The organism is Pseudomonas violetae (genome assembly GCF_023072615.1).
GTDB classification, from domain to species: domain Bacteria; phylum Pseudomonadota; class Gammaproteobacteria; order Pseudomonadales; family Pseudomonadaceae; genus Aquipseudomonas; species Aquipseudomonas violetae.
Window position 1 is genome coordinate 214,854 of the sequence record NZ_JAKNRW010000002.1, and the last position, 24,594, is coordinate 239,447.

At 60.7% G+C, this 24,594-nt stretch carries 17 protein-coding genes; 14 read left to right on the forward strand and 3 right to left on the reverse strand.

Annotated features, from left to right (window positions below; all coding sequences use genetic code 11):
• Positions 1 to 73 precede the first annotated feature (73 nt).
• Positions 74 to 853 carry a TSUP family transporter gene (locus L9059_RS03270; protein ID WP_045058598.1) on the forward strand — a complete coding sequence of 260 codons (780 nt, stop codon included), beginning with the start codon at positions 74 to 76 and terminating at the stop codon, positions 851 to 853.
• On the opposite strand, the gene nudC is transcribed toward L9059_RS03270, so the two are convergent.
• Both nudC and L9059_RS03280 read right to left on the reverse strand, forming a co-directional pair.
• Entirely contained in the window at positions 821 to 1,651 is an 831-nt protein-coding gene (gene nudC / locus L9059_RS03275) for an NAD(+) diphosphatase (protein WP_247287514.1), read from the reverse strand. The genes L9059_RS03270 and nudC overlap by 33 nt on opposite strands.
• 7 nt (positions 1,652 to 1,658) lie before the next feature.
• The gene (locus tag L9059_RS03280; protein WP_247287516.1) at positions 1,659 to 2,471 is read right to left on the reverse strand and encodes a crotonase/enoyl-CoA hydratase family protein; all 813 of its coding nucleotides are present in this window, start codon (positions 2,469 to 2,471) and stop codon (positions 1,659 to 1,661) included.
• 560 nt (positions 2,472 to 3,031) lie between these two features.
• Here L9059_RS03280 and glgA point away from each other — a divergent pair.
• The 13 genes from glgA (at position 3,032) to L9059_RS03345 (ending at position 22,297) form a co-directional block, all read left to right on the forward strand.
• Positions 3,032 to 4,618 (forward strand): glycogen synthase GlgA, encoded by a 1,587-nt coding sequence (glgA, locus tag L9059_RS03285; RefSeq protein WP_247287518.1) that lies wholly within the window; start codon positions 3,032 to 3,034, stop codon positions 4,616 to 4,618.
• A 14-nt stretch (positions 4,619 to 4,632) separates the two neighbouring features.
• Positions 4,633 to 6,429 (forward strand): malto-oligosyltrehalose trehalohydrolase, encoded by a 1,797-nt coding sequence (treZ, locus tag L9059_RS03290; protein WP_247287520.1) that lies wholly within the window; start codon positions 4,633 to 4,635, stop codon positions 6,427 to 6,429.
• Positions 6,426 to 8,504 carry a 4-alpha-glucanotransferase gene (gene malQ / locus L9059_RS03295; protein ID WP_247287522.1) on the forward strand — a complete coding sequence of 693 codons (2,079 nt, stop codon included), beginning with the start codon at positions 6,426 to 6,428 and terminating at the stop codon, positions 8,502 to 8,504. Before treZ ends, malQ begins: the two co-directional genes overlap by 4 nt.
• Positions 8,501 to 11,278, forward strand: a complete 2,778-nt coding sequence (locus L9059_RS03300) for a malto-oligosyltrehalose synthase (protein ID WP_247287525.1) — start codon at positions 8,501 to 8,503, stop codon at positions 11,276 to 11,278. The genes malQ and L9059_RS03300 overlap by 4 nt, the downstream gene beginning before the upstream one ends.
• A gap of 21 nt (positions 11,279 to 11,299) precedes the next feature.
• Positions 11,300 to 11,614: a DUF2934 domain-containing protein gene (locus L9059_RS03305; protein ID WP_247287526.1), complete on the forward strand. Its 315-nt coding sequence runs from the start codon at positions 11,300 to 11,302 to the stop codon at positions 11,612 to 11,614.
• Between the two features lie 115 nt (positions 11,615 to 11,729).
• Positions 11,730 to 13,889, forward strand: coding sequence for a glycogen debranching protein GlgX (glgX, locus tag L9059_RS03310; RefSeq protein WP_247287528.1), 2,160 nt, complete (start codon positions 11,730 to 11,732; stop codon positions 13,887 to 13,889).
• Position 13,890: 1 nt separating this feature from the next.
• Positions 13,891 to 14,883: an acyl-CoA dehydrogenase family protein gene (locus L9059_RS03315; RefSeq protein WP_247287531.1), complete on the forward strand. Its 993-nt coding sequence runs from the start codon at positions 13,891 to 13,893 to the stop codon at positions 14,881 to 14,883.
• On the forward strand, positions 14,880 to 15,638 hold the full coding sequence (locus L9059_RS03320; protein ID WP_247288283.1) for a PIG-L deacetylase family protein: 759 nt from the start codon (positions 14,880 to 14,882) through the stop codon (positions 15,636 to 15,638). The genes L9059_RS03315 and L9059_RS03320 overlap by 4 nt, the downstream gene beginning before the upstream one ends.
• Positions 15,635 to 16,249 carry an SAM-dependent methyltransferase gene (locus tag L9059_RS03325; RefSeq protein WP_247287533.1) on the forward strand — a complete coding sequence of 205 codons (615 nt, stop codon included), beginning with the start codon at positions 15,635 to 15,637 and terminating at the stop codon, positions 16,247 to 16,249. The genes L9059_RS03320 and L9059_RS03325 overlap by 4 nt, the downstream gene beginning before the upstream one ends.
• A gap of 261 nt (positions 16,250 to 16,510) precedes the next feature.
• Complete coding sequence (locus tag L9059_RS03330; RefSeq protein WP_247287543.1) at positions 16,511 to 17,269, forward strand: PIG-L deacetylase family protein; 759 nt, start codon at positions 16,511 to 16,513, stop codon at positions 17,267 to 17,269.
• Between the two features lie 114 nt (positions 17,270 to 17,383).
• Entirely contained in the window at positions 17,384 to 18,184 is an 801-nt protein-coding gene (locus L9059_RS03335) for an endonuclease/exonuclease/phosphatase family protein (RefSeq protein WP_247287545.1), read from the forward strand.
• A gap of 102 nt (positions 18,185 to 18,286) precedes the next feature.
• Positions 18,287 to 20,911, forward strand: a complete 2,625-nt coding sequence (locus L9059_RS03340; RefSeq protein WP_247287548.1) for an autotransporter family protein — start codon at positions 18,287 to 18,289, stop codon at positions 20,909 to 20,911.
• A gap of 312 nt (positions 20,912 to 21,223) precedes the next feature.
• Positions 21,224 to 22,297: an autotransporter domain-containing protein gene (locus L9059_RS03345; RefSeq protein ID WP_247287550.1), complete on the forward strand. Its 1,074-nt coding sequence runs from the start codon at positions 21,224 to 21,226 to the stop codon at positions 22,295 to 22,297.
• A 63-nt stretch (positions 22,298 to 22,360) separates the two neighbouring features.
• On the opposite strand, the gene glgB is transcribed toward L9059_RS03345, so the two are convergent.
• Complete coding sequence (gene glgB / locus L9059_RS03350; protein ID WP_247287552.1) at positions 22,361 to 24,592, reverse strand: 1,4-alpha-glucan branching protein GlgB; 2,232 nt, start codon at positions 24,590 to 24,592, stop codon at positions 22,361 to 22,363.
• Positions 24,593 to 24,594 lie beyond the last annotated feature (2 nt).

A 24,594-nucleotide genomic window follows, 5' to 3' on the forward strand; every position in this document is an offset into this window, starting at 1 on the left:
GATCCGGGTAATTGGGTAATATGTCGGCCCTTCCCCGCACCCCTGCTGTGCACCCGCCGAATAAGCCGACTCCATGCCCTTCGAACTCAGCGTTGACCTCACCACCCTGGCCATTCTCGCCGTTGTAGCCTTTATTGCCGGTTTCATCGACGCCATTGCCGGCGGCGGCGGGCTGTTGACCACTCCGGCCCTGCTCACCGCCGGGTTGCCGCCGCACCTGGTGCTGGGCACCAACAAGCTCAGCTCGACCTTCGGCTCGGCCACGGCCAGTTTCACTTTTTATCGGCGCAAGCTATTCCACCCGCGCCAATGGGTACACGCTATTGTCGGCACCCTCATCGGCGCGCTGACCGGCGCCGTGGTTGCACACTACTTACCAGCCGAGTGGCTGAACAAAATGCTCCCGGTGATCGTGTTTGCCTGCGGCCTGTACCTGCTGTTCGGCGGTACGCCCAAGGCGCCGCTGGACAGTAACGCGCCGATCCGGAAAAAGTGGCAATCGACCCAGGGCTTCACCCTCGGCTTCTACGACGGCGTGGCAGGGCCCGGTACCGGTGCGTTCTGGACCGTCAGCAGCCTGCTCATGTACCCCATCGACCTGGTGAAGGCCAGCGGCGTGGCGCGCAGCATGAACTTCGTCAGCAACATTGCGGCGCTGTCGGTGTTCGTGTTTTCCGGGCAGGTGGACTGGATCATCGGCCTGAGCATGGGCCTGTCGGTAATGGTCGGGGCGTTTTTCGGCGCTCGCACCGCCATCAGCGGCGGCGCGAAGTTCATTCGCCCGGTATTCATCACCGTGGTCCTGGGCTTGACCGTGCGGCTAGCCTGGCAGCACTGGTTCAGCGTGGCCTAAACGCCGCGCCACATAGACGTCGATCAGGTAACGGGCAATCGAGCGTGACGCTGGCAGTGGCGGCAGCGCGTGCACGTTAAACCACTGGGCGTCTTCGATCTCGTCCTCCTGGCAGACGATTTCCCCCCCGGCGTATTCCGCGTGGAAGCCCAGCATCATCGAATGGGGGAACGGCCAACACTGGCTGCCCAGGTACTCAATGTTCTTCACCTCGATCTGCACTTCCTCGCGGACCTCACGCACCAGGCACTCTTCGGCCGACTCCCCAGGCTCCGCAAACCCCGCCAGTGTGCTGTAGACCCCGGTGACAAAGCGCGGCGAGCGCGCCAGCAGGATTTCATCGCCGCGGGTGATCAGCACGATCATGCTCGGAGAGATGCGCGGGTAGCTGCGCAATTCGCAGGGCTGGCAATACATGGCACGTTCCCGCGGCACCTGCAGCATCGCCTGTCCGCAATTTCCACAGAAACGGTGCTCGCGAGCCCAGGTGCCAATCTGCGCGGCGTAACCCAGCACCTTGTAGAGCGTATGATCGCCTTCGAGCATGAAGGCGCGCAAACCCTTCCAACTGCAGCCTGGAACTTCATCCGGGCGCTGCAGTTCCAGCAGATAGACCGGTTCGCCGTCGAGATGGCCGATGCCATGCTCGGCGAGAATCGCCAGGTCCTGACGCTTGAGCCATTCCCTTGGGAACAGCGCGCCATTGTCGTCATACAGAAAGCCTTCGGAGCTGCGAGCAACGGCCCAGCCTCCGGGTTTATCGGTGTCCAGTACTGCAGTGGTCCAGCCTAAAGTCATATTTTACTCAATCCAGAAATTCGGGCTTCTGTTTGCTCATATGAGCCGCCATGGCCACGCGCAAGTCGGTGGATTGCAGCATCGCGGCGTTCCAGGTGGCGACATATTCCAGGCCGTCATCAATACGATGGTCGCGCATGTAGCTGATCATCTCCTTGGTTCCAGCGATGGCGATCGGCGACTTGCTGGCGATTTCGCGGGCGATGCCCATCACGCCGTCGAGCAGGCTGTCCTTGTCGCTGAAGACGCGATTGACCAAGCCCATGCCGCGCGCCTCCTCAGCGCCAAATGAGCGGCCAGTGTAAGCCAGTTCACGCAGCATGCCGTCACCGATGATGCGCGGCAAGCGTTGCAGGGTGCCGACATCGGCCGCCATGCCAATGTCGATTTCCTTGATCGAAAACTGTGCGTCTTCAGCGGCGTAGCGCATATCACAGGCGGCGATCAGGTCGATTGCGCCGCCCAGGCAATAACCCTGGATGGCCGCAAGTACCGGCTTGCGGCATTGATCGACTGCAGTGAACGAGGCTTGCAGGGCCAGGATCTTGCGCCGCAGCAGACGCGCGTTGCGCCCGACGTCCTTGCCCAGTTCATTGGCGACGCCGGCCAACATCATCAAGTCGATGCCCGAGGAAAAGTGCTTGCCTGCACCACTGATCACTACTGCACGCACTTCGTCAGTGTCATCGATCCATCGGAAGATCTCGATGATCTCACTCCAGAACGCCGCGTTCATTGAATTGATCTTTTCCGGACGATTGATCTGCACATGGGCGATTTTATCCGCCAGTTCGACGGTGAACGCGGTGTACTCGGTCATGGAAGCGATCCTTTACCTGGCAAAAATGAGGCCCGAACTATAACAAGGCTCCTGGTGATCCAGTAAGGCAGTGGTTCAGCCAAATGCGGGACTTGCACGCCCGCACCACAACAGTGCAACGAAATTGTCACACCCTGACCACTATTGTGACTTATCAGTCATATTGTGAGGCGTCATGCAAAAAAAAGCTGCCCTTCGTCGGTGCGATCCCCATCGATACGCTCTGGCCGTTACCCTCTGAAAAGGATTGTCGAACAATTTACCCAGTTGGACTGGCCCGCTCTAGGTTCTGGCCTAGACTCATTTTCGCCGGGTAAAACCCGTCGGTCACAGCCAAGGAAAATAGAAGAAACTTTTGCCTCTGGCACAAGGTCAGCTTAAAGGTGGGTGTGTTGCAACTGGTTCGATCCTTGCAACAGGCCTCCCCAGCCATTGTGCTCCAACGCGTTGGCAGCGTTTGCTCTCCAATGCGTAGCGCGTTTGCGCCCGGCCATAGGGACAGGCCATCGAACTTCGTTGGTGCCAGACCGAGAATTAGATCAACAACACGGGAGATTCATATGATCAGTGCGGCTTTAGATATTCAGGGAGAACGTGCTCATCAGCAGGCCGGCGAGTCGAGCACCGTAAATGCGCAACCAGCTTCACCGGGCAACGTTACCAGTACGCGCAAGCTGCCACCGGCAGCCAGTCAGAATCCGAACCGCAAACGTGTGTTGTTTGTAACCTCCGAGATTGCAGACCTGGTCAAGACCGGCGGCCTGGGTGACGTTTCCGCCGCGCTGCCGCGAGCGATGGCGCAACTGCACGACGTACGCGTCCTGATCCCAGGGTATCCGCAGGTGCTCCACAGCGAGAATCCGATTCATATCATTGGTGAGCTGGGCGGTCATGCTGCACTGCCGCCTTGCAAGATCGGGCGCATGGACATGCCTGATGGCCTGGTCATCTATGTGCTGATCTGCCCCGAGCTCTACGAGCGTGAAGGTTCGCCCTACGGCGCCAACAATGGTCGCGACTGGCCGGACAACCATATTCGCTTTGCCCGTCTCGGCCTCGCCGCTGCCGATATTGCCGCCAACCTGGCGCAGATTCACTGGTGCCCGGACCTGGTGCATGCCCACGACTGGCCTGCCGGCCTTGCGCCTGCCTACATGCATTGGCGTGGACAGCGAACCCCGACGCTATTCACCATTCACAACCTGGCGTATCAAGGCGTGACCAGCTTGGGCTCGTGCCCTGAACTGGGTATTCCCACCCATGCCCTGCAACAGGAAGGCATGGAGTTCTACGGCAAGATGTCGTTTCTCAAGGCCGGCATGGCATACGCCAGTCACATCACCACGGTCAGCGCGACGTATGCCCAGGAAATCACCACACCGGACTTCGGCTGCGGCCTCGACGGCTTCCTCGCCGCCAAGACCCAGCAAGGCCTGCTCAGCGGCATTCCCAATGGTATCGACGAGAGCTGGGACGCGGCGACTGACCCGCATCTGTTCTGCCCGTTCACGATTGGCGACTGGGACGGCAAGGCCGTAAATGCCGCCCATGTACGCGAGCTGTTTGGTCTGAAAGACTCCGAAGGCCCGCTGTTTGCAGTGGTCTCACGGCTGGTCTACCAGAAGGGCCTGGACCTGACCGAAGCGGTCTCCGAATACATCGTCAAGTCCGGTGGCCAGATCGCCATCATCGGTCGTGGCGAGCCGGAAGAAGAGCAAGCCATGCGCGAACTGGCCCTGCGTTTTCCCGGCCAGATTGGCGTGCGCATCGGCTTCAATGAGACCGACGCCCGCCGCATGTTCGCCGGCAGTGATTTCCTGCTGATGCCTTCTCGCTACGAGCCTTGCGGCCTGAGCCAGATGTACGCACAGCGTTTCGGTTCGTTGCCAGTGGCACGCAATACCGGCGGATTGGCCGACACCATTGAAAACGGCGTAACCGGTTTCCTCTTCGACGAATCCACTGCAGAAAGCTATCAGGAAGCCCTGAGCCGCGCGTTCAAGGTATTTGCCTATCCCGACCTGCTTAACGCCATGCGCTGCCGAGCCATGGCTGCACCCTTCAACTGGTGCAAGGCCGTTGAACCCTACGCCGAACTTTACGAACAACTGGTCGCCAAGGCGCTAGGAAAATCGCACCGACAATAAGAGGTTTTTTCGAGATGCCGTTACGGACCCTTGAAACCTGGCCCCACGGCGCAATTATGCTGGACGCAGAACACACGCGTTTTGCCTTGTGGGCGCCAGATGCGTTTGACGTCAGCGTCGAACTGGAAAATGGACAATCCCTACCGCTGCTGCCACAGGCTAATGGTTGGTTCGTGATCGAAGCGCGCTGCCCTGCTGGCACGCGTTATCGCTACAACATCGACGGCGAGTTGCAAGTGCCTGACCCGGCCTCCCGGGCTCAGGCCGGTGACCTGCACTTGCACAGCGTGGTGGTCGATCCCTTCGCCTATCAATGGCAACACACCCGCTGGCAAGGTCGGCCGTGGCACGAGGCGGTGATCTACGAGCTGCACGTCGGTGCACTCGGTGGCTTCATTGGAGTCGAGCAGCACCTGGCACGCCTGGTCGACATGGGCATCACCGCGATCGAACTGATGCCCCTTGCACAATTCCCCGGCGAGCGCAATTGGGGCTACGACGGGGTCTTGCCCTACGCACCCCAGGCCTCCTATGGCACTCCGGAACAACTCAAACACCTGATCGATACTGCCCATGGCTTTGGCCTGGCGGTGATTCTCGACGTGGTCTACAACCACTTCGGTCCAGATGGCAATTACCTGCATCGCTATGCCAAGGGTTTCTTCAACGAAGACAAACATACGCCCTGGGGTGCGGCCATCGACTTCCGCCGCCGTGAAGTTCGCGATTTCTTTATCGACAACGCGCTGATGTGGCTGATGGAATACCGCTTCGACGGTTTGCGCTTTGATGCAGTGCACGCCATCGAAAGCCCGGATTTCCTGCACGAGCTGGCCCGACGCATCCGCCAACAGACCGCCCCTGGCCGGCACGTGTGGCTGATGCTGGAAAACGAACACAATCAGGCCAGCCTCCTTGAGGAAGGCTTCGATGCCCAGTGGAACGACGATGGCCACAACGCGCTACACGTATTGCTCACCGGTGAAACCGATGCTTATTACGCCGACTACGCCGAGCATCCTACCCAACAATTGGCGCGTTGCCTGAGCGAAGGCTTCGTGTTCCAGGGCCACGTCAACCGCCACGGTGAAATACGTGGTGAACCCAGCGGCCACCTTGAGCCCGCTGCGTTCGTGCTGTTCCTGCAAAATCACGACCAGATCGGCAATCGCGCCTGCGGCGAACGCCTGCATCAACTTGCACACCCGGATGCCCTGAGCGCAGCTACCGCGTTGCTGCTGCTGTCGCCGATGATTCCGCTGATGTTCATGGGTGACGAGTTCGGCGCTGAAGAGCCGTTCCTCTTCTTTACCGATCACCACGGCGAACTGGCGGAGCTGGTACGCGAAGGCCGCCGCAACGAGTTCGCAGCCTTCAGCGCATTCGCTGATCCGGAAAAGCGCGAGCAGATTCCCGACCCGAATGCACCACAGACGTTCGAAGCGTCCATACCAAACCTGGCGCCCGCTCAAATTCCGGCCATCCATGCTGTGTACCGGCACCTGCTGAGCCTGCGCCATGCGCAGATCGTTCCACGCCTGGCAGGCGCAACCTCCCTGGGCGCCCTAGTGCTCGGCCACGGAGCGGTGAGTGCACGCTGGCGTATGGGCGATGGCAGTGAGCTGCGCATTGACCTGAACCTCGGTGACGCGCCCGTGGTCCACACTTCTCAGGCCGGCGCCAAGGTGTTGTTCGAACACCCCTCACACACAGCCAGCCTGTTGGATCAGGGGCATCTCGCCCCGTATAGCGCGCTAGTCAGCCTGAAGGCCGCAGCCCCTTTGCTACCCCCGGATGGAGAGCGCCAATGAGTGATGCGCAACTGGAAATACTCGCCAGCCGCGCCGGTCTGGCAGTCGACTGGATCGACGCCAACGGCCGCCCGCAAAAAGTTGCTCCTGCGGCACTGCGCAGTGTCCTGACCGGTCTCGGCCACCCCGCCGGCACCACCCAGGAAATAGATGCCAGCCTGCTGCAGTTGCAGGAGGTCCAGCTAACCCGCCACCTGCCACCGATGCTCACCGCAGATGTGGGTGTTGGTATCGATTTGGCGCGCTACTTCGAGCCTCAAACCCCATGTGAAATCCACCTCGAGGACGGCTCACGACTCAGTCTCAAGCTGGATGCCAAATCGGTGCTGCCCGGCCTGGTGCCGGTTGGCTATCAACACGTCAGCATCGATGGCCAGCAATTCACCCTGGCCGTAGCGCCGCCCCGCTGCTACAGCGTCGGCGATGCGGTAGGCAATCCGATTCCCCGCGCCTGGGGCTTGAGCGTGCAGTTGTACTCCTTGCGTCGCCCAGGCGATGGTGGTTTCGGTGATACCCAGGCCCTGGAAGATCTGGCCCGGGTGGCCGGGGAACGGGGTAGCGATGCCCTGGCGATCAGCCCGCTGCACGCCATGTTCAGCAGTGACACCCAGCGCTATAGCCCGTATTCGCCTTCCAGCCGCCTGTTTCTCAACAGCCTGTACGCCGCGCCTGGCGCCATTCTGGGTGAGCGAGCCGTACGCGCCGCTATTGAGGCCACCGGCCTGGCGGCGGATTTCAAGCACCTTGAAGAACAGACGCTGATCGACTGGCCGGTGGCGGCCGAGGCCAAACATCGCCTGCTGCAGGCGCTGTACGAAGGGTTTGTGCAAGGCGAGCATCCACTGCATGCCGACTTCAGCAGCTTCCGCCACGCCGGTGGCGAGGCCCTTGAAAATCATTGCCGTTTCGAAGCCATTCAAGAGACTCGCGCCGCCAAGGGCGAAGCCCTCGACTGGCGTGAATGGCCCGAGCAATGGCGTGACCCGCGCAGCGCGGCGCTGGCCGAATTCGTCGAAGAAAATGCCGGGCGCATCGGCTTTTTCGCTTTCTGCCAATGGCTGATCACCCGTTGCCTGGAGCGCGCGCAAACTGCGGCCCGCAGCAGTGGCATGAGCATCGGCCTGATCGCCGACCTTGCCGTCGGCGCCGATGGCGGTGGCAGCCAGGCCTGGAGTCGCCAGGATGAGCTACTCGCGTCCCTGACAGTGGGAGCCCCCCCGGACGTTCTCAATCGCACCGGCCAGGGCTGGGGCATTTCCGCGTTCTCGCCGGAAGGTATGGTGCGCAACGGTTTTCGCGCATTCATTGAAATGCTGCGCGCCAACTTTGCCCACGCCGGTGGCCTGCGCATCGATCATGTGATGGGCCTGCAAAGGTTATGGGTGATCCCTAAGGGTGCTTCACCCGCGGACGGCGCCTATCTTTACTATCCGGTGGATGACCTGCTGCGCCTGCTGACCCTGGAGTCCCATCGACACCAGGCCATTGTCCTCGGTGAAGATCTCGGCACCGTACCGGAGGGGCTGCAGGAAAAACTCATCGCCCGCTCGATCCTTGGCATGCGTGTGTTGCTGTTTGAACAGGACAACACGCAGTTCAAGTCGATCCTCGACTGGCCGGACAATGCCCTGGCAACCACCAGCACCCATGACCTGCCAACGCTCAATGGCTGGTGGCATGGCCGCGATATCGATTGGAACGCCCGCCTCGGCCTGATCGACGCCAGCAGTGAAATCGAGTGGCGTCGGCACCGTGAGCGTGAGCGCGAGGGCTTGCGTCGGGTACTGGGTGAAGACCCGCAAAACTTTCGCGAAGAGTCCCATGAAACCGACCAGGTGCTCGACGCCAGTGCGCGTTTCCTTGGCCATACGCGGGCGCCCCTGGTGCTGTTACCGCTGGAAGACGCCTTGGGCATAGAACAACAGGCCAACCTGCCCGGCACCATCGACACCCACCCCAATTGGAGCCGGCGTTTGCCGGGCTACAGTGAGGCCCTACTCGATGACCCCGACGCCGCCCGGCGCCTGGAACTGCTCGCCTGCGCGCGACTTCAAGCCGGTGAGCGTGACCAATGATTCCACCATCAACCCAACCGTTGCGCGCGACCCTGCGCTTGCAGTTCCATAAAGACTTCACCTTGGATCAGGCGGTGCCGCTGGTGCCGTATTTTGCCAGCCTGGGGATCAGCCATGTCTACGCCTCGCCGCTGCTCGCCGCTCGTGCCGGATCGATGCATGGCTACGATGTGGTGGACCCTACCCAGGTCAACCCGCAGTTGGGCGGCGAGCCCGCGCTGCGCCGCCTGGTAGCGGCCTTGCGTGAACAGAACATGGGGCTGGTCCTCGATATCGTCTCCAACCATATGGCCGTCGGCGGCAGTGACAATCCCTGGTGGCTGGACTTGCTGGAATGGGGGCGCCTGAGCCCTCACAGTGAGTTCTTCGACATCCAGTGGCATTCCCCCGACCCCTTGATGGAAGGCCAGTTGTTGCTGCCATTCCTGGGCAGTGACTATGGCGTGGCATTGCAGGACGGCACTCTGCCCCTGTGTTTTGATCCCGAGTGCGGTTCGTTTCATGTCGAGCACTACGATCATTACTTTCCGATCTGTCCGAACAGCTATGGCGAACTGCTCAAGAGCGATGACGAGCGACTCAGATTTCTCGCCGACCGCTTCAGCGCCTTGAGCTACCAGACCGACGCCCACAGCCTGGCCGTGCCCCTCAAGGAAGAACTGCGTGAACTGGCCACGGACCCGGCCATCCTGCAGCGCATCGAGCAGAATGTGCGAGACTGCGACTCGCAGACCGCAGAAGGTTTTGAGCGCCTCCACCTCCTGCTAGAGCGCCAGAGTTACCGCCTCGCCAGTTGGCGTACGGCGGGCGATGACATCAACTGGCGGCGCTTTTTCGACGTCAACGAACTCGGGGGCCTGCGCGTTGAGCGCCCTGCCGTGTTCGAGGCTACCCACGCGAAGATTTTCGAGCTGGTGGCAGAAGGCCTGATCGACGGATTGCGCATCGACCACATCGACGGCCTGGCCGACCCGCGTGGCTATTGCCGCAAACTGCGGCGTCGAGTGGACTCGCTGTCTCCAGGTCGCCACCTGCCGATCTACGTTGAGAAGATTCTCGGTGAAGGCGAAGCGCTGCACCGCGACTGGTCGGTGGACGGCACCACTGGCTACGAATTCATGAATCAGTTGTCGCTGCTGCAACATGACCCCGACGGCGCCCAATCCCTGGGTGAACTGTGGAGCAAGTACAGCGAACGGCCTGCCGACTTCCGCCAGGAAGCCCAACTGGCCCGGCAGCAGATCCTCAACGGTTCATTGGCCGGCGATTTCGAAAGCGTGGCCCAGGCACTGCTGCAAGTGGCCCGGGACGACCTGATGACCCGCGACCTGACCCTGGGCGCTATCCGGCGCGCACTGCAGGAATTGATCGTGCACTTTCCCGTGTACCGTACCTACATCAGCCCGCTCGGACGTTCCAGCGAAGATGACGTGTTTTTCCAGCAGGCGCTGGCAGGAGCGCGGCAGACCCTCGGCGAGGCCGACTGGCCGGTACTCGACTGCCTGGCAGGATGGCTCGGTGGCAAGCCCTGGCGTGACCACCCGATTGGTCGCTCACGCAAGATCCTCAAGCATGCCTGCGTACGCTTCCAGCAACTGACTTCACCGGCTGCCGCCAAGGCTGTCGAGGACACCGCGTTCTATCGCTCTGCGGTGTTGCTGTCGCGCAACGACGTGGGCTTCAGCACAGAACAGTTCAGCGCGCCTGTCGCCGACTTCCACCAAGCCTGCCTGCAACGCTTGGAAGCCTTCCCGGATAATTTGCTGGCCACGGCGACCCACGACCACAAACGGGGTGAAGACACCCGCGCGCGCCTGGCCATACTGAGTGAGCGCAGCGCCTGGTACGCCGAACAGGTTCCGCTGTGGCAAACCCTCGCCCGTCCGTTGCGTGACGACGACCAAATGCCGTCTGCCGGCGACGAGTTGATCCTCTATCAAGCCATCCTCGGCAGTTGGCCGCTAGCGCTGCGCAGTGACGATCAATCGGCCCTCGAAGACTACGCCAGGCGCCTTTGGCAGTGGCAGCAGAAAGCGTTGCGCGAAGCCAAGTTGCAAAGCAGTTGGAGTGCGGCCAATGACACTTATGAAAATGCAGTCCAGGTCTTCATCGAACGCTTGCTTCTGAGTCCGGAGGGTGAGCTGTTGCGCTCTGCCCTGGGCAAGGCCGCCCAGACGCTGGCGGCACCCGGTGCACTGAACAGTCTGGCGCAAACCTTGCTGCGCATGACGGTGCCTGGAGTGCCTGACCTGTATCAGGGCAACGATTATTGGGACTTCTCGCTGGTCGATCCGGACAACCGCCGGCCGGTGGATTACCAAAGCCGCCAGCAAACCATGGAACGACCGCAGGTGCTGGCAGAGCTGCTTGCGGACTGGCGCGATGGGCGCATCAAGCAGACGCTGATCCGGCGCACCCTCAACCTGCGAGCCGAGCATGCCGAACTGTTCGCCCGCGGCAGCTATCAGGCGCTCGAAGTGGTCGGCAGCCAGGCCCACAAAGTGCTCGCCTTCATGCGTGAGCACGCAGGCAGCAGAGCCGTGGTGATCGTACCGATTCGCTGCGCGGAACTGCTGAAAAACAGTGCCGAACCATTGATCGATGCGCTGCAGTGGGGCGACACCCGAGTCAAATTACCGTTCGAGGCATCTGCAGAAAATCTGAAGGGACTTTTCCCCGGAGCCACAGTCACAAACCACAGGGAGCTGAACATCAGCACCGCGCTGGGCGAATTCCCCGTCAATCTTTTTATCCAATTTTCTACCCAAGCTTGAGTTCAGTTCAGGAGCATAGAGATGAGTACCGACGATAAACGCGTGCGCGAATTTGCCTATCAGATCTGGGAGTCGGAGGGGAAACCGGAGGGCCAGGAAGCCCGGCATTGGGAAATGGCTCGCAAACTGGCGGAAGCTGAAGCCCTCGCCCCCAGTAAATCGCCAAAGGCTGCTGGCAGCAAAGCTGTCAAGCCTAACGGCAAGCTTGAAGACAAGCCGGCAGCCAAGCCCAAGGCCGGCGCCAAGGCCAAGCCTGCAGCCGCTTCTTCGGTGATACCGCCGGGAGAAAAAAACTCCGAGAAAAAGCCGCGAGCGAGGAAAAAGCCTGCGGTCTGACGATTGATTATTTGATTTGACTGGATTCATGGCGAGCTTGCTCGCCATGCCCCGGGGTCTTTCGCCCTGAAAAAGAATAGCAATACCGTACTAGACCCCATTTGCAGGAGCACTTATGAGCAGTCCAAAAAAACCCGCGATAGAACCTCACGCCGAGGCGTCGCGAATTCGTGAGGGCCTGCCCTTCCCACTCGGAGCCACCTGGGACGGCCTGGGGGTCAACTTCGCCCTGTTTTCCGCCAACGCCACCAAGGTCGAACTGTGTATTTTCGATGAATCCGGCGAGGTCGAACTCGAACGCATCGAATTGCCTGAATATACTGACGAGATCTACCACGGCTACCTGCCCGACGCCCATCCCGGGCTGATCTACGGCTATCGTGTGTACGGTGCGTATGACCCCGCCAATGGCCACCGCTTCAACCACAACAAATTGCTGATCGACCCCTACGCCAAGCAACTGATCGGTGAGTTGAAATGGTCTGAGGCCCTGTTCGGCTACACCATCGGCCACCCCGACGCAGACCTCAGCTTCGACGAACGCGACAGCGCGCCCTTCGTACCCAAGTGCAAAGTTATCGACCCCGCTCATACCTGGGGTCACGATCACCGCGTCAGCGTGCCGTGGGACAAGACCATCATCTATGAAACCCACGTACGCGGCATCAGCATGCGTCACCCTTCGGTTCCGGAAAACGTACGGGGCACTTTTGCCGGCCTGATGGTCGACGACGTGCTGGAACACATCCGCAAACTGGGTGTGTCCTCGGTCGAACTGCTGCCGATCCACGCCTTCGTCAACGATCAGCATCTGCTGCACAAGGGCATGACCAACTACTGGGGCTACAACAGTATTGCGTTCTTCGCGCCGGACCCGCGCTACCTGGCCAGTGGCAAGATCGCCGAGTTCAAGGAGATGGTTGCGCACCTGCACGAAGCCAATCTTGAAGTGATACTCGACGTGGTCTACAACCACACCGCCGAGGGCAACGAGCAAGGCCCAACCCTGTCCATGCGCGGTATCGACAATGCCTCGTACTACCGCCTGATGCCCGACGACAAGCGCTACTACATCAACGATTCCGGTACCGGCAACACCCTGGACCTGAGCCACCCTTGCGTATTGCAGATGGTCACCGACTCCCTGCGCTACTGGGCCACGGAGATGCACGTGGACGGTTTCCGCTTCGACCTGGCGACCATCCTCGGGCGCTACCACGACGGTTTTGACGAGCGCCACAGCTTCCTCGTCGCCTGCCGCCAGGACCCGGTACTGCGCCAGGTGAAAATGATTGCCGAGCCTTGGGATTGCGGTCCGGGTGGTTATCAGGTTGGTGGTTTCCCACCGGGCTGGGTCGAGTGGAACGATAAGTTCCGCGACACGGTTAGGTCCTTCTGGAAAGGCGATGACGGTCAACTGGCCGATTTCGCAAGCCGCATGACGGCTTCCGGCGAGATGTTCAACCAGCGCGGCAGGCGCCCGTATTCGTCGGTTAACTTCATCACTGCCCATGATGGGTTCACCCTCAATGACCTGGTGTCGTACAACGACAAGCACAACGAGGCCAACGACGAGAACAATCAGGACGGCAGCAACAACAACTTGTCCTGGAACCACGGCGTCGAAGGCCCGACCGACGATCCGGAAATCAACGCACTGCGCCAGCGGCAGATGCGCAACTTCTTCGCCACGCTGCTGCTGTCCCAAGGCACGCCGATGCTGGTGGCCGGTGACGAGTTCGCGAGGACCCAGGAAGGCAACAACAACGCCTATTGCCAGGACAGCGAGATTGGCTGGGTCAACTGGGACCTGAGCGAAGACGGCAGGGCCCTGCTGAAATTCGTCAAGCGTTTGATCAAGTTGCGCTTGGCCTACCCCATCCTGCGTCGCGGACGTTTCCTGGTAGGCAACTACAACGAAGATATCGGCGTCAAGGATGTGACCTGGCTGGCCCCGGATGGCAGCGAGATGTCCATCGAGCAATGGGAAGACGCTCACGGACGCTGCCTCGGCATGCTGCTGGATGGTCGCGCCCAGGAAACCGGCATTCGACGCAAAGGGGCAGACGCCACCTTGCTGCTGGTAGTCAACGCGCATCACGACATCGTCAACTTTACTTTGCCGGAAGTCCCCGAGGGCATGTTCTGGACGTGCATGGTCGATACCAATCAACCGTCGATCCGTGGTCAGGAGCGCTTCGAGTTTGGCCACGAGTATTCCGTCACTGGCCGTTCACTGCTGTTGTTCGAATTGCAGCGTGAAGAAGACGAGTGAAATGCAGCTCAGGACGTATCTTGATCGCCAGTCGACGGACTACGACAGCACCCGGGCACTAGGACAATGCCTGGAGCGACTGGTGGAGGCAGGTCTGGATCGGCTGCCACTGCCGGGGCAAGGCCACACGCTGAAGCGTTTCCAGCGCTTGGCCGAGGTTGGCGGGCATGATCTGCGGTTGTGCAAATTGTATGAGGGGCACACCGATGCGCTGGCGATCTTCCAGCAACTGGGTGCGCCGACCCCTACTCCCGGCAGTACCTGGGGCATGTGGGCGGCCGAGCCACCGAACGCCCGGGTTCGGCTGACTTCTACCGCACAGGCTGTCGCGCTCAATGGCCGCAAGGCCTGGTGCTCGGGCGCAGCCGTCCTTAGTCATGCGCTACTCACCGCCTGGGACGAGCAGGACCGCCAGCAACTGGTGGCCGTGGCGCTTGATCAGCCCGGTGTAACCGTGACTGATCAAGGTTGGCAAGCAGTCGGCATGGGCGCAACCGGCAGTGTCGAGGTCCTGTTGGACAACGCCAAGGCGCTCGCCATCGGCAATCCCGGCGACTACCTGCAACGCCCTGGCTTCTGGCACGGAGGGATCGGTATTGCCGCCTGCTGGTATGGCGCGGCCTGCAGCATGGCCGAGCGGTTGCGCGAGCATTGCGCACATCGTGAAGAACCCCACGCTCTCGCCCATCTGGGCGCCGTCGACAGTGCCTTGCAAGGCGCTGCCGCAGTGTTGCGTGCCAGCGCCGTGGCGATAGACGACGCCCCTCTTGACGACGCCGAATTGCTCGCCAGACGAACTCGGGCTGTGGTTGAAAACGCCGCCGAGCAAGTCATTCATCATGTCGGCCGCGCCCTCGGCGCAGGCCCTTATTGCAAGGATCGACAGTTCGCGCAGCTGAGCGCCGATCTGCCGGTTTTCCTGCGCCAGAGTCACGCCGAGCGCGATCTCGCGGGCCTGGGGCAAATAATTCGTGAAGGGACATGGACGTTATGAAAGCCAATCCGATTGTCGGCCAGGGCACACCGCTGCATCAGTGGCAAGCCTCCAGCCAGTTGGCCCAAATGCCGGTGATCGATATTCTGCAATTGGTGCCTGAAGGCTCTCGCGCGGTGATCATTGCGCCGCACCCGGACGACGAGATCCTCGGTTGCGGCGGTTTCCTGCAGCTGCTGGCTGACGCCGGCCGTGACCTGCAACTGATTTCTGTCACCGATGGCAGCGCCAGTCATCCAGGTTCGCAACGTTGGCCGGTGGAACGGTTGAGCACTGTTCGGCCCCAGGAATCGGTGGAGGCGCTGCGTCGGCTCGGTTTGCCATTGCACAGCCTTAGGTGGTTGCGCGGTGGCTTTGCCGACAGCCAGGTGGCGGCCCGGGAGGCGCAATTAAGTGTATTTATCGAGCGCCATCTGCGCGCCAGTGATGTGGTGTTCACCACCTGGCGTGAAGACGGGCACTGCGATCACGAAGCCGTGGGTCGTGCCAGTGCCGAGGCGGCGCAGCGTGTGGGTGCCACATTGCACGAGCTGCCGGTGTGGACCTGGCATTGGGCAACGCCCGAAGGCAGTAGTGTCCCGTGGCATCGGGCACGCAAGGTCCTTTTGTCGCCGCCGTTGATTGCACGCAAACGGCATGCGATCCATGCCTTCGCCAGTCAGCTTGAGGGCGACCCGCAGATCGGTTTGCCTCCGGTGCTCGCGCCCTTCGTGCTGGAGCGCCTGCTGCAACCCTTTGAAGTGGTATTCATATGAGTGTAGAGGATCGATATTTTGACGGTTTGTTTGCCAATAGTGACGATCCCTGGGCGTTCCGCCAGCGCTGGTACGAACAACGCAAACGGGCCATTACCCTGGCTGCGCTACCCCGTCCGCGTTACCGCGCAATTTTCGAACCGGGCTGCGCCAACGGCGAACTGAGCGCCGACCTGGCCACCCGTTGTGATCGCCTGCTTTGTTGCGATACCGCCAGTGCCGCCGTCGCACTCGCACGCACGCGCTTGAGTCCGTTCAACCATGCGCAAGTGTGCCAGGCACGCTTGCCCGAGCAATGGCCAAGTGAGAAGTTCGACCTGATCGTTATCAGTGAGCTTGGCTACTACCTCGACGCCGAAGACCTCAAGCGCCTGATCGAACAAGCCTCGCAATCCCTGACGGCCGACGGCCAACTGCTGGCATGCCATTGGCGCCCGCCTATCGACGGTTGCCCCCTGAATGCCCGTCAGGTTCATGACCTGCTGCACGAGCACCTGCGCCTGCCGCGCCTGGTGCTGCATCAGGATGCCGACTTCCTGCTCGAGCTCTGGAGTCGCGAACCGCGTTCGGTGGCCGCCCTGGAAGGCCTGCGAGCCAGCACCTGCAATTAACGGCAACCAGGTCCGCTGGAACGCGCTTGCTGCGATGGTCTTCAACGATGCCGCTCGAAACCTGATCCGCAACAGTGCTTTCGACATCATCGCCACCCGGAGAAAGCGAGCTCCTCCTGACGGACAGTGCTCAAAAAAAACGTACCAGATAGAACATCCACGCGACGAACTGCAATACATGAGCAATACTCCGTGCGCGGCAATCCATGGTCTGGAGCGCACGCCCCCATGCTCATACACCCGGAACAAGGACGTAGCCCGATGAAATCCGTTTCCCTCAGCGAAAGCATCCTGCCTGCGCAGATCTGGAACAGCGCCGCGCAACTGGACAACATCCCCGTCATCAACACCGAAACCCTCGTCCCCCCGGGCGCTCGCGCAGTGGTGATCTCGCCCCACCCTGGGGATGAAGTGATGATGTGCGGCGGCCTGCTGCAACTGCTCAGCGCACTGGGCCACCCCCTGCAATTAATTTCCATGACCGACGGCAGTGCCAGCTATCCGGGCTCGCAACAGTGGTCCGAGAAACGCCTCAGCGTGTTCCGCTCCCAGGAAAGCGTCGAGGCCTTGCGCCGCCTCGGCATGCCGATGCACAGCCTGAAATGGATTCGTGGTGGCTTTACCGACAACGCCCTGGCAGAACACGAATCCCAACTGACCGAGTTCATTGCCCGCTACTTGCGCCCCGCAGACGTCGTCTTCAGCACCTGGCGCGAGGACCGCCACCTGGATCACGATGCCGTTGGCCGTGCGGCGGCCAGAGCCGCGAAGAAGGTCGGCGCGGCCTTCAACGAAGTACCCATTCGCGCCTGGCACTGGCCGATCCGCGACCGCGGGCAAATCCCCTGGCATCGGGCGCGTAAAGTGCGACTCGATACCTGGACCGTGGCGCGCAAGAGCCACGCCACCCACGCCTATGCCAGTCAGCTCGACGGCGAACCCGCCCTGGGCCTCGCGCCCCTGCTACCCCGGGTGCTGCTGGAGCGGATGCGACTGCCTTATGAAATCGTCTTTGTCTGAGCCTGCACCCCGACACGTGGGGGAGCGGTTGCCACAGGGCTATCGCAGATTTGCTGTGAACTGCGCGCGCACCTATCAGTCGCATACATAAGGAACCGAATACCAGGAGTGAACGTGACCCGTGATCCAACGCAGCAGGCGATCGACAGCGTTCCGCTGAATACCCCACCGGCCATCCATCGCCTGAGAGTGCTGACCGTGAACACCCACAAAGGCTTCACTGCACTCAATCGGCGTTTTATTCTTCCAGAATTACGCGAAGCGGTACGCAGTACTTCGGCCGACCTGGTGTTTCTCCAGGAAGTGGTCGGGGAGCACGAGCGCCATTCCTCACGCTTTAACAACTGGCCACCGATTTCGCAGTATGAATTCCTCGCGGACAGCATGTGGAGCGATTTCGCCTATGGTCGTAATGCCGTCTACCCCGATGGTCATCATGGCAATGCGCTGCTGTCCAAGTACCCCATCCGCGAATACCGCAACCTCGACGTCTCAATCACCGGGCCCGAGCGCCGTGGCTTGTTGCATTGCGTACTTGATGTGCCGGGCAATGCCGAAGTCCACGCGATTTGCGTCCACCTGAGCCTGCTGGAAAGTCATCGCCAGCTTCAGCTCCAACTGCTGTGCCAACTGCTCGAATCCCTTCCCGACGATGCACCGGTGATTATCGCAGGGGACTTCAACGACTGGCAGCTGCAAGGCAACGCCGTACTCGCCCGGTGCGACTATTTGCACGAAGCCTTCGAACGCCATCACGGGCGCCCCGCCAAGACCTACCCGGCGCGGTTTCCCCTGCTGCGCCTGGACCGGGTTTACCTGCGTAACGCCAGCAGCCATGACCCGCAAATACTGGGACACAAGCCTTGGACCCACCTATCGGACCACTTGCCCCTGGCCGTTGAAGTGCACCTGTAGGAAATACGCTACACCTGTCATCTGTGACAGTAGTTTCGGCCTAATTCTCTTGCTACGGTATGGCTGAAAGCGCTAGACGCCGTTACACACCTGGAGATCAGCATGGAAATTGCGACGGGTTTGCCTAAGTACCGTATGAGTGAATACCGTTTTAGTGCCTTCGCAGTGTCCATCTGTTTAAGCCTGGGATGGCCGCAATTGACTCAAGCAAGCTGCATCTTCTCGCCTACCGCCGGCAACGATAATCATGTATGCAGCAGCGGCACCGGCGGCCCCCTGAGCGATCTCAACGGCAATAACACCCTGACCTTCCCCACTGACGGCACTGGCCAGATCATTGGCAACGTGAGCTTTGGTGCCGGCAATGATGGTCTAGTGATGAGTTCAGGGACATTGACTGGCTCCCTGAACCTGGGTGACGGCTCAGACACAGTGTTGATTACCGACGGTGTGATTACCGGCGCAGTGAGTCAGGGCAACCAGATCGATGACTTTGTCATGTCTGGCGGGCGGATTCAGTCACTCGCCCAAGGCGACGGCCGCGATACCTTCCTCATGACCGGTGGCACCATAGTCGGCGCATACGAGGACGGCGACGTTGCGAGGATGTCTGGCGGCACCATCGGTCGAGTCGACATGAAACTGGACAACAACATCTTCGACATGTCTGGCGGCGAGATCATCGGCAATCTGGTAGCCGGCTTCGGTTTCGACACCATCATCGTCTCCGGCGGGAAAATTGGCGGCAACATTAGCGTCAGCGGCGGCAATGACAGCATCACCGTCACCGGCGGCGAAATCGACGGCGAAATTCGCGCCAGCGTCGGTGATGACATCTTCAACTGGGATGGCGGCGGGATCATCCGTTCGCCGATCCTGATGGGCGAAGGCAATGACCTTGCAACCCTTTCCAATCTCACTGAAACCATCCTGGCATTAACTCCAAGCATGGACGGCGGCCCAGGCACCGACACCTTGGACTTCAATCAAACCACCAGTGCAGGCGCTTCCCGGTACATCAACTGGGAAACGCTGAACCTGAACCAGAATTCGCGCCTGGACCTGGCAAGCGATTCACTGACCCTGGGTGACAGCGCCAGCAGCACCGGCGTGATCAACGTCGACGCCAGCAGCACCCTAACCTCGGTGCAAGGCAACATCGCGCCTTTCACAGTAGGCCAGCTCGCGACCCTGAACAATGCCGGGACTATCGACCTCACCAGCGGCAATTCGCGCAGTAATGACACGCTGACGGTGCAGGGCAACTACGCCGGCGACGGTGGCAAGTTGCTGCTGCAAAGCGTGCTCGGCGATGACAGCTCGCCTAGCGACAAACTGGTCGTCAATAACGGGGACTTGACCGGCAGCACCGTGATTACCGTGCAGAACCTGGGTGGCGTCGGCGGACTGACTCAACAGAACGGCATCCAGCTGGTTGAGGCACAAGGCTCGGCAGTCAGCAACAATGGGGCATTCGCGCTCAACGGCGGCCTGATTTCCGCCGGTGCCTATGATTACCGTCTGTTCAAAGGGGGCGTCACTGCTGGCACGCAAAACAGCTGGTACCTGCGCTCGGCAGTCGTCGCTCCAGCGGTTACGACCATCCCCAATCCGGACCCGGCGTTGCCGCCGATCACGGTGCCGGTCGTGGCCACCCCGGTTGCAGCGCTTGCCCCTCCAGCGCCTTCCCCTGCACCGGGAAGCCCGCAACTGCCGGCGCCGGCACCACTTCCGCCGTTGCCCGAAGCTGTCCCAGGTGCCGCTCCGATTGCCCTGTACCGCCCCGAAGTCGCCACCTGGTCGGTGTTGCCTCCTGCCGCTGCACAGTTGACCCTGATGGCCCTCGGCACCTTCCATGATCGCCAGGGCGATCAACGCCTGCTCACCGAAACCGGGGCGTTTGGTGCGAGCTGGGGCCGGGCTTATGGCAAGAACCTCGACCAAACCTGGTCAGGCACGGTGACCCCGCGCTTCGACGGGTCGATCAAAGGCTTTCAAGTGGGCAGTGACCTCTACAGCTCACAAACCTCGGGCGGGCACACGCAGCGCACCGGGTTCTTCGTCGGGCATACCGGCATGAAGGGCAATGTCGACGGCTTCAACGAGGGTTTTGAAGAAAAACGCGCCGGCAAGATCGACCTGCGCGGGGATCACGTCGGCTTGTACTGGACTCTGGTGGGCAACACCGGCTGGTACTTCGACAACGTGATCATGTCGACCCGCTTTGATGGCGACAACCGCTCAGAACGTGGCCTGAAACTTGATACCCGTGGTCACGGGCTGACGGTGTCCAGCGAAGCCGGTTATCCCATTGCCCTCAATGACACATGGGTGATTGAACCCCAGGCGCAAATCATCCACCAGAAAATCTCTCTGGACAGCCAAAACGACGGTATCTCCCGAGTCTCCTTCGATTCCGACGGCGCATGGACGGGTCGCCTGGGGGCAAGGCTCAAAGGCAGCTATCAGGTCAGCGGTCGCCCGCTTGAACCTTATCTGCGGGCCAACCTGTGGCACACACTGTCAGGGACGGACACGGTGACCTTCGACAACGTCGACAAGGTCACCACTGGGCAGAAAGCCTCCTCCGCCGACATCGGTGTGGGCGTGAATGTGAGCCTGGCTTCATCCGTCAGCCTTTACGCCGGTGCCGACTACAGCACCAACATCGACAGCCAGAAGTTGCATGGACTGTTTGGAAATGTGGGAGTGAGAATTAGCTGGTAGGCGTCATATAAAGGCTCTGGCGCGCGGCTTATTGACGATGGCCCGTACAAACAACCACTTACAAGCACGCCGAAAATCAGTCACTTATGGGGGCAAAATTAACCCTACCATCTATCGGCCATTTTCTTGACGCAAGGTCAAGGGTCTTCTTAGCTACACGGTACTACCCCCGGAAACACCATCAGGAACAAGCCTTCACACCGCCCATGAATGGGCAGGTGCAGGTTTGGCCTACTCAATTCGGTCGCCCCTCATTCGGGGTAGGAGAGACGCCAAAGCGAGATAGCGCATGCGATTGCAAGGTAGACCACCATGAGAACATCACTCCCCCCACTAGAGATCAAAGCCACTTTCTACACCCTCTCGAGTTCGTTGTTGTTGTGTTCATCGGTAGGAGCTCAGGCAGCACCTGCGCAAGAAGATACCTTGCCCAGGTATCGCCAGGACGTCCCAACCATGTCACTGCCTGCTATCAATATCACTGCCCCCTACCCCGGGCATGGCAGTGCCGCATCCGCCACCCGAAGTTCACGCCTGACCATCGAAGACGCCGCCCCCTCGACCTGGGACCAACTCTACGGCCAGCCCTCGCGTCAGGCGCAAGATGACGTTCTGGCGCAAGGTTTTTCAGGGCCCGGTTCCAGCGAGCTCAAGGGGCCGGCGCTACTGACGCTGCAAAGTGCCGGGGGCCATACCCAGCGAGTCGGACTGATCGGCGGCATGAGCCAGTTCCAGAGCAGCGGCAATGGCCTGTTGACCCGTCGCGCCCAGGCCGACCCCGCCACTGACACTCTCAACCTCCAAGGCCAGAGCCTCGGCGCCTATTGGAGCCTGACCGGGCCGCAAGGCTGGCACGTCGACCTGTCGGCCAGCGGTGGCCGGGTCAACGGTTTCAGCCGCAACGAACAGGGCGCGAGGCAGGTGACCGAAGGCAGCGCGGTGACGCTGTCGGTAGAAGGCGGATTTCCCATCGGGCTGAGCGATAACTGGGTGGTCGAACCCCAAGCGCAATTGATCAATCAACGTATTACGCTCGACACGCCCTATGGGGGTTCGGGGAACGCTTCGGCAAGCGATCTCAACTCCTGGAGCGGCCGGGTCGGCGCGCGGTTGAAAGGCAGTTACGACATCAATGGCCTGGGCGTGGAGCCGTATGTGCGGACCAATTTGTGGCACACGGTATACACCGGCAATACCGTGTCGCTGGATCAGGTCGACAAGATCAGCAGCAGCCGCAAGTCGTCAACGGTTGAGTTGGGGCTGGGATTGGTGGCGAAGGTGACACCGGCGGTGAGCCTGTATGTCAGTGCCGATTACAGCAGTGATGTGGATGACAACGATTTAAACGGCTTGATCGGCAGTCTCGGTGTGCGGATGCGCTGGTGAGGGGCTTAAAAGCAGAAGATCGTCCGAACGCGGTTCGGACGATCTTTTGATCGACCTTTTGACTTAAGCCTCAGGCCGCAAGATCAACACCGCCAAAGGCGGCAAATTCAGCGACAGTGAAAGCGCCTGCCCGTGGCTGGGTTCTTCCTCGGTAAACGCCCCGCCACCGTTGCCATAATTGGACCCGGCATACATCGCCGCATCACTGTTGATGACCTCGGTCCAGCGCCCGGCAAACGGCACGCCGACTCGGTAACCCTGGCGGGGCACCGGCGTGAAGTTGGCCACGACCAGCACCGGGCGGCCCTCCTTGCTCCAGCGCAGGAAGGCATAGACGCTGTTGATCGCATCATCTCCGATCAACCACTGGAAGCCCTGTGGCGCGTCGTCCTGGTCGTGCATCGCCGGTTCTTCGCGGTAAAACCGGTTGAGGTCGCCCACCAGCTTCTGCACCCCCTTGTGCTCCGAGTACTGCAGCAAGTACCAATCCAATTGCTGGTCGTGATTCCACTCGCGCCATTGGCCGAACTCGCATCCCATGAACAGCAATTTCTTGCCCGGGTGCGACCACATGAAGCTGAGGTATGCCCGCAGGTTGGCAAATTTCTGCCAGCGGTCGCCGGGCATCTTGTCGATCAGTGAATGCTTGCCATGCACCACTTCATCGTGGGAAATCGGCAGGATGAAGCGCTCGGACCAGGCATACACAAGGCCAAAACTCAGCTCATTGTGATGATGCCCGCGGTACACCGGGTCCTGCTGGATGTAGTGCAACGAATCGTGCATCCAGCCCATGTTCCACTTGTAGTCGAAACCCAGGCCACCCTGTTGCGTGCTCTGGCTGACGCCGGGCCACGCAGTCGATTCCTCGGCGATTACCAACGCGCCAGGGGCCTCAAGGTTGACCACATCGTTGAGGTGACGCAGGAAGTCGATCGCTTCCAGGTTCTCTCGACCGCCATGACGGTTGGGCACCCATTCGCCGGCCTTGCGCGAGTAGTCGCGATAGAGCATCGACGCCACTGCGTCGACGCGCAGGCCGTCGACGTGAAAGTGCTTGAGCCAGTGCAACCCCGACGCCAGCATGTAACCGTGCACTTCAGTGCGGCCGAGGTTGTAGATCAGCGTGTCCCAGTCCTGGTGGAAACCCTCCTGCGGGTTGCCATATTCGTACAGCGCGGTCCCATCGAATTGCGCCAGGCCGTGAGTATCGGTAGGAAAATGCGCCGGCACCCAATCAAGGATGACGCCGATGTCCGCCAGGTGGCACGCGTTAACGAAGGCGGCAAAATCATCCGGCGAACCGTAACGCGCACTCGGGGCGAATTGCGACAGGAGCTGATAACCCCATGACCCACCGAACGGGTGTTCCATGATCGGCATCAGCTCGATGTGGGTGAAACCCAGTTCCTTCACATAAGGAATCAGCCGCTCGCCCAACTCATGCCACGTGTACTGGCGGGCGACTTCGCCCAGGTCATCCAACTCACACTGCCAGGAACCGGCGTGCAACTCGTAGATCGACAGCGGCGCACTCGGGTGCTGGCGCTGGATTCGCGCCTGCATCCACTCCTGATCCTGCCATTCGATGCTCAGGGGCGAGGCGACTTTCGACGCCGTGTCTGGCGGCAACGTGGTAGCCAGCGCCATCGGGTCGGCCTTCAGCGGCAGGATGCCGTGGGCGCCCAGAATTTCGTACTTGTAGGTTTCTCCTGCCTGCATGCGCGGGATGAAAAGTTCCCAAACACCGGTGGGATGACGCATGCGCATGGGATGACGACGACCGTCCCAGTTGTTGAAATCCCCCACCACCGAGACCCGCTTGGCATTCGGCGCCCAGACGGCGAACCGCACGCCATCGACCCCATCGACCGTTTGCAACTGCGCACCGAGGCAACTGCTCAAGTCCCGATGGTTGCCCTCGGCAAACAGATACAGGTCCATCTCGCCCAATAATGGGCCGAAGCTATAGGGATCCTCGCAAACCTGTTCACCGCCTGCCCAGCGGGTGCGCAACAGGTAAGGCTGGGCGCGATCGAAATGCCCAACGAACAGGCCTGGGGTCTGGGTAGACTCAAGATTCCCCAGTTCCTCCCCGGAGTCCTTGGCGAGCACTTGCACGCTCAGGGCATCTGGCAAATAGGCCCGAATGAATTGCCCACCGGCGTTGTCTCCATGGGGACCGAGTATTGCAAAAGGGTCAGGATGCGCGGCGCGAACCAGCGCGTCGATGTCCTGTGATCCGGGCAGCAGCGCTTCTTTAGCGTGACCCAGTTCCTTGTTCTGGAAACTCATGA